This is a genomic window from Sulfuricurvum sp., assembly GCF_023250475.1.
In the GTDB taxonomy this organism is placed as follows: Bacteria; Campylobacterota; Campylobacteria; order Campylobacterales; family Sulfurimonadaceae; genus Sulfuricurvum.
Map to the genome: position 1 here is coordinate 1 of NZ_JAHFAQ010000121.1, position 6659 is coordinate 6659.

4 protein-coding genes and 1 pseudogene are annotated in these 6659 nt (G+C 45.9%); 1 reads left to right on the forward strand and 4 read right to left on the reverse strand.

From position 1 onward, the window contains the following. The 4 genes and pseudogenes from Q0C19_RS10130 to murJ form a co-directional block, all read right to left on the reverse strand. Positions 1-528: pseudogene (locus Q0C19_RS10130) on the reverse strand (dihydroorotate dehydrogenase (quinone)); the annotation flags it as partial. Positions 529-591: 63 nt separating this feature from the next. Further along, on the reverse strand, positions 592-2322 hold the full coding sequence (locus Q0C19_RS10135; RefSeq protein WP_295055645.1) for an ABC transporter transmembrane domain-containing protein: 1731 nt from the start codon (positions 2320-2322) through the stop codon (positions 592-594). Continuing rightward, entirely contained in the window at positions 2304-3701 is a 1398-nt protein-coding gene (cysS, locus tag Q0C19_RS10140; protein ID WP_295055646.1) for a cysteine--tRNA ligase, read from the reverse strand. Before cysS ends, Q0C19_RS10135 begins: the two co-directional genes overlap by 19 nt. Before the next feature lie 15 nt (positions 3702-3716). Then, positions 3717-5120 carry a murein biosynthesis integral membrane protein MurJ gene (murJ, locus tag Q0C19_RS10145; RefSeq protein WP_295055648.1) on the reverse strand — a complete coding sequence of 468 codons (1404 nt, stop codon included), beginning with the start codon at positions 5118-5120 and terminating at the stop codon, positions 3717-3719. A gap of 84 nt (positions 5121-5204) precedes the next feature. Here murJ and Q0C19_RS10150 point away from each other — a divergent pair. Beyond that, positions 5205-6659 (forward strand): flagellar assembly protein A (locus Q0C19_RS10150; RefSeq protein ID WP_295055650.1); only part of this gene is annotated, 1455 nt, incomplete at its 3' end.

The following is a 6659-nucleotide window of genomic DNA, read 5'->3' on the forward strand; positions in this document are numbered from 1 at the left end:
CATGTAATCGGCATACTCATGGAGTGCTTTGATCAGAGTTGTATAATCTTTGATCGCTTTATCATCCGGGGTGATTTTATTTTTTCCGATATTGACACCGATAGGGGTGCTGAAGGGATAAATATTTTTGAGCCGATGAGAAATACGGAAAAGTCCGTCATTGTTGAATCCCATAGCGTTTTGGAGGGTCTCCTCTTCGATGTGGCGCCAAAGGCGTGGACGGGGATTTCCCTCTTGCGGTTTTGGAGTGAGGGTTCCGATTTCGGTGAAACCGAAACCCAGAGACATTACACCGTGGAACATCGTTGCGTTTTTATCGAATCCTGCGGCGAGGCCTACCGGATTGAGAAACGTCCGTCCGAACAATTCTTGGGTCAGAGAGGGATGGGTGACAAAATGTTTCGTCATCCAGCTGTTGAAAAGAGGGGGACAAAAGCTTGCAGTGCGGAGCAGTGCCGCAGCAAGAGTATGAGCATTTTCGGGCTGAAGCTTAAAAAGCCAAGGTTTTAAAGATTCGTAATCAAACATAGTGACCCGCCTCGTCATGGTTAAAGTTGACGCGATTATACTCAAAAAAGAATTAATGACTGTTTATTCTCCCATTTTCCCTGCAAGGCGGCGATAATTTTCAGATGCTTCGAGGAGTTCTTTATGGCTGCCTCGAGCGATAATCCGTCCCTCTTCAAAATACAAAATGAGATCGGCATGGGTAATGGTGCTCAAACGGTGGGCAATGATAATTGTGATTTTATCTTTTGCGTACGACTCCAATGCCACTTGTATCCGCTTTTCACTTTCATTGTCGAGTGCGCTGGTCGCTTCGTCCAAAATGAGCAGAGAGGCATGTTTGTATATAGCGCGGGCAATGGCGATACGCTGGCGCTGTCCGCCGGAGAGGTTAGCGCCGAATTCTTGCATAACGGTAAAAATCCCATCAGGAAGAGTGAGGGCGAATTCGTGTGCATCGGCCATTTTAAGAGCTTGTTCTACCCGTTCTTCATCGATACTGTCTCCGTACGCGACATTGGCGGCAAGGGTGTCTTGGAAGATATAGACCCGTTGCGAAACGACGGCCAGCTGGTTACGAAGAGAGAGCTGGGTGTACTCTTTGAGATTATGATGATTTACCCTTACAGCCCCTTCATCGGGGTCATAAAAGCGCAGGAGCAGATTGATTAAGGAACTTTTTCCCCCGCCGCTTTGCCCGACAAGGGCGATTGTCTCTCCTGAAGCAATGGATAAATTAAGATGAGAGAGGGCGGTTTTCTCTCCGAATTTCAGAGTAACGTCTTCAAATTCGATGTGGCTGATCGGTTCTGCGAGTTGCAACGGGCCGTCTTGGATAGTGTTGTTCAAATCCAAGATATGGAAGACCCGCTCACTGGCCGCTTGTGCATCTTGTATCTTACTGTAGATGGCACTGACGCGGCGAAGAGGCTGAAATACAAGACCGATTGCCGTTAAAAATGCGGTGAACTCACCTACGCTCATCTCCCCGGAATAGACGGCTCTTCCTCCGATGAAAATAACGGCGGCAAGTCCTATTGACGCAATCGTCTCCATGAGCGGAGATACGAGCTCACTGGTGTAGGTCGCTTTCATGTTGAGCTTGAAAAAATCCTCATTTTCATTTTTATACCGTTCGATTTCGTACGCTTCGGTTGCATTGGCTTTGATGATTTCGCTGTTATTGAAAACTTCAGTCAATCGCGTCATCAGATCGGCATTTTTTTCCTGAGAACGGTGAGAAAGGCGTTTGAGCCGTCGAGTGATTTTAATGAGCGGCAATACAACGACGGGCATGACAAACAGTGCCCAAAACGCGAGCGAGGCATTCAGATAAATGACATACACGACAAGTGCGACAACGGTAAAACTCTCCTGTACCAGTTCGGGGAGCATTCGGGAGACAAAATACTGAACACGGGCGATGTCGTTGGTAATGCGTGAAATAAGTTCGCCGCTTCGGTTGGTATAGAGAAACTGCATATCCATATGAACCATTTTGTCCAATAAATCTTCACGAAGACGGGAAATGATATGCATCCCGATATAGGAGGTAAAAACGGCCTGTATATAACGTCCGACCGATTTGAGAATATAAATTCCGATGAGGAGAGTCGGGATAAAATAGAGCATCATCGGCTCTTTTTTAATAAACATATTGTCCATCAACGGCTTCATAATATGTGCCGTTCCGGCGGTTGCCGTTACGGTAAGCAAAATTCCGATCAATACCATGAAGTAATGGAACTTATACCCTTTTACATACGGCCAGTAGCGTTGGTAAATATCTTTTAATTTCAATCGCGCATCTCCCAAAAGGTTCCCTCGGCAGTATCCATGATGGATACTCCAAGGGTGCTAAGCTCATCGCGGATGGCATCGGAAGCGGCAAAATCTTTTGCCTTTTTGGCTTCGGTGCGTCGGGTGATAAGCTGATTAATCTCTGTTTTGGCCTTTTCATCCAAACCGAACTGAAAATACTCGTAAGGGTTATGGGCACCAAACCCCAATAGGTTCTCTACCGTATGGAGTGATGATAGAAGATTCTGACGATAGAGTTTGTCTTTGGGGTTGGTATCGAGCATTTCATTCGCACTGCTGATCAGTTCGTCAATCAGGGCATAGGCCCGGGAGACATTCAGATCATCCCCCAGCGCTTCGAGAAGGTTGGTTTTGAATTCGGTTTCGATGATAGGGGAGGAGAGTCCGAAGAGCCGTTTTTTCAATCGATACAGACGATCAAGACGACGTTTTGATGCGATTAAGTCTTCTTCGTTAAAATTGAAATCACCCCGATAATGGGTACTGAGGAGATAGAAGCGGAGCACTTCACCGTCATACGCTTTCAGGGCGTCTTTGAGGAAAAAGCTGTTTCCGAGACTTTTGGACATTTTTTCGCCGCCGATGGTGACAAATCCGTTATGCATCCAGTATTTAGCCAGCTCATGATTCGTTGCACAGCGGGTTTGTGCCGCTTCGTTTTCGTGGTGAGGAAAGAGGAGATCGGCGCCGCCGCCGTGGATATCGACAGCGTATTCTCCCTCTCCTGATGTGACATAGCGCTCGATCATCGCCGAACACTCCAAATGCCATCCCGGACGCCCCCGACCGAACGGCGAATCAAAAGCGACACCCTCATCATGCACCGCTTTCCATAGGGCAAAATCGGCATCGCTCCGTTTTTCGCTCACTTTGTCAACACGGCTTACATTTTCAGAGCTTTGGCGGTTGGAGAGGGTGAGGTAGTTTTTATCGCTGGAGGTATCGAAATAGATATCGCCGTTGCTGATCGTATAAGCATGGTGTCTGTCCAAAAGTTTTTGGATCATCTCACTCATCGCATCGATCGATTCGGTGGCTTTAGGCTCCATCGTCGGAACACGCACTCCGATGGCGGCCATATCCCGATGATAGGCATCGGTGTAACGCTCGGCGATTTCGGCGGTACTGATTTCCAGCTCTTTTGCTTTATTGATAATTTTATCGTCGATATCGGTGATATTTCGGGCAAAGAGAACATTATACCCTTCTGCTTCCAATACACGGCGTAAGAGATCGAATACCAAAGCGCTTTTGGCATGTCCCAAATGGGCATCGTCATAGACGGTAGGGCCGCAAACGTAGAGGGAGACTTTTCCCTCTCTAAGCGGCTCGAATTTCAGTTTGGTTTTTTTGACGCTGTCGTAAATAGTCATAGTTATCCCTAAAAATTATCGTATTAAGTGTAGCAAAAATTGGTTTAGAGTATAAAATGCCGCTCCAAAGCCTATTGCTCCGATCAGAAAATAGAGGCTGAAACGGGTTTTTAAAAGATTAAAAAAGATATTCCAGCCGACTTCACGTATCGTGAGAATCATTTGAACGGCACCGCCGATGCTTCCCGCCAATGCTAGACCTGCCGCTCCGAGGGGTTTCATCAGCAAAATGGAGCAAAGGATGTTGATGATGAGCGATATCGCCGCAATTTTCGCCGCTTTGATATGTTTGTGCATGGCATAAAGATAGAGTGAAAAAAGTTTCGCCAATCCGAAAGGGACCAATCCTATCATGTACATCATCAAGACATTTGCCGTATTGTGGGTGTCTTGGATACTAAAGGCACCCCGTTCAAACAGCAGCCAAACGATAGGTTCCGCGAGCAGCATTCCCCCCAAAACGGATATGCCCAAAAGGGCGCTGAGGAGCCAAAACGATTTGTACAGATTTTTATAGGCAAGATCGTTATTGTTGTTTTTGATCGCTTTGGCAATGGTGGGGAAGAGCGCCGTTGTGATAGCCAGCGCGATAATGGCAAACGGGAGCTGAAAAATCCGGTTTGCATAAAAAAGATAGGAGACGGAACCGGCGGCCAAAAACGAGGCCAACGACGTATCAATGAAGGAGGCGATTTGGGCTGTCGAATTTCCCAACACCGAGGGGAAAAAGAGAGAGCTGAATTTGGACTCTTCGGCTTTGACATCTTTGGATTTGCGGTACTTCCACCCTCCGATAAGGAGTTTCATGAGACCTTGCTGACGCATAGTGTACAGATGGGTGATTACTTGCAGCACTCCCCCCACGAGAATCGAAAAACTCAAGGCGTAAACGATCGTTTTCGGATCGCTGTGGGCAAACAGCATCAGAGACGTAATCATGGCGAAATTGAGCCAAACGGTTGAAAACGCGGTGGTGAAAAAGTGCTCTTTATGCTGTAAAAGGGTTCCTAAGAAGGTGACGATAAAAATCAGATCCAAATACCAGAAATTGATGGTGGTCAGAGGTGCAGTTTTAGCAATAAGATCGGCATTCCAATCCCATGCCAGCAATTTGGTAAAAAATCCCGGAAACAAACTTACAAGCAAGGAAAAGGCAATAATAACGAGCATAAAGCGGATAAAAATCGCAACGGCAAAAACACTTTTTTGTCGTGAAGCAATGTACGAGGGCATGAAGCTTTGGGTAAATGATCCCTCCGCGAATATCCGTCTAAAAAGGTTGGGGAATTTGAAAGCCATAAAAAAGATGTCGCTCCATACATTCGCACCCAATACCGACGTCATCAAAATATCTCGCGCCAATCCGGTCACACGAGAAATCAGGATGCCGAATGAGTTGGAAAATATTGATTTAAACATACTCTTCTTTAAGCCTTAAATAAAGTTTACGTAATTTTAACCGATATGTGATTAAAATAAGGGCAATTATGTAAAGGATCAAGAATGGGGCTGTTTACAAAAGAGGATGAAAAGGTTGCGACGTCAGCGCCTATCACCCCTATTATTGTACGTACATCGAATGTGGCCAAAGAGATTTTACAAGTTTCATTAACCTATAAAGTACCAGTTCATTCCCTTGATTTCCATCTCATCGGTACCCAAACATTGACGAAAGCGGTGGTAGAGGGGTCACCGGAAGATTGGGTGGAACTCACCTCCGATGAGGTTAAAGATCTTAAAGAAGAACATTTCTTAAATCCGAAATTTGAGATGAAGCAGGTTCACGAAATCGAAATTTATTCGATTACGGAACCTAGCCCGCTCGAATCGATCGATATGTCAATCGGAGGAAATCCTACCCTGTGCAAAATCTATTTGACGATAAAAGCGGGAAGTGTTGCCCATTATTATGAAGCTTTCAAAGAAGATTTTATCCATTTGATTAATAAGAAAAAACTTCGTGCAAATTTGCTGATAGGGGTATTTGACTCAATGCTGATCCAGAATATCAGTGAGCTTTTATCCAAAATCCGTGTCGCCGGAAACTATCGGTTCGAGACGCAAGAGCGCTATCTTATTGCTCAAGGGTATGAGCCGATTGAAACGGTGAATGATAAATTGATCCTTCATTATGACGCAAAACGTCAGAATATGGATGAACACGGGAGAGTTGATTACGCTAATCGCGGCTATGTGATCAGTGCGGTGAAAGATGAGTTGCTGATAGAGTACATAAAACCTCGAAGAGGGGAGAACGGACGTAACTGCCGCGGGGAATTTATTATCCCTAAAGAGCCGATTATCAAGAATGAACCCACCTTTACGGCAGGGGATAAAATTACGGTCATCGATACTCCCAAGAGCATTGAATATCGAGCGGGATCGGGAGGTTATGTCACTTTTGAGGGTGGCGTGTACAACATCCAGAGTGAAGTGGAAGTGACCGAGATCAGTTTTAAAACGACAGGATCGATCGATACCCAGCTTGACGCCGATGTCTCCATCAATGTCAAAGAGAAAGATTCGATGAAAGACGCAATCGGACAGGGGATGGAGGTGACCGTCAATGCTATTAATATTGAGGGAAATGTCGGCCCCAATGCCAAAGTGACCGCTAAAAAAGCAACCGTAGATGGACAGGTGCACCAAAGCGCTATCATCAGAGCCGATGAACTGAGCATTAATGTTCATAAAGGGACGGCATACGGAAAAGATGTTCATATTACCCGACTCGAACATGGAGTTGTCGAAGCGGATAAAGTGACGATCACCCAAGCAACCGGCGGCAGAATCAGGGCCCGCGAGATTGTGATCGAAGTGTTGGGGTCGCATGTAAAAATGGCGGCCTCCCACCGGATTGAGATACGAAAAATTGTAGGGGTGGAGAATCAGCTTATTATTGATCCGATGATTGATGAAGAGGATGTAAACCTTCATGAACGTTCCGATCAAATGGCC

Coding starts and splice junctions, on each gene's coding strand:
- murJ (WP_295055648.1), bottom strand. CDS start 5,120: ATGTTTAAATCAATATTTTCCAACTCATTCGGCATCCTGATTTCTCGT.
- cysS (WP_295055646.1), bottom strand. CDS start 3,701: ATGACTATTTACGACAGCGTCAAAAAAACCAAACTGAAATTCGAGCCG.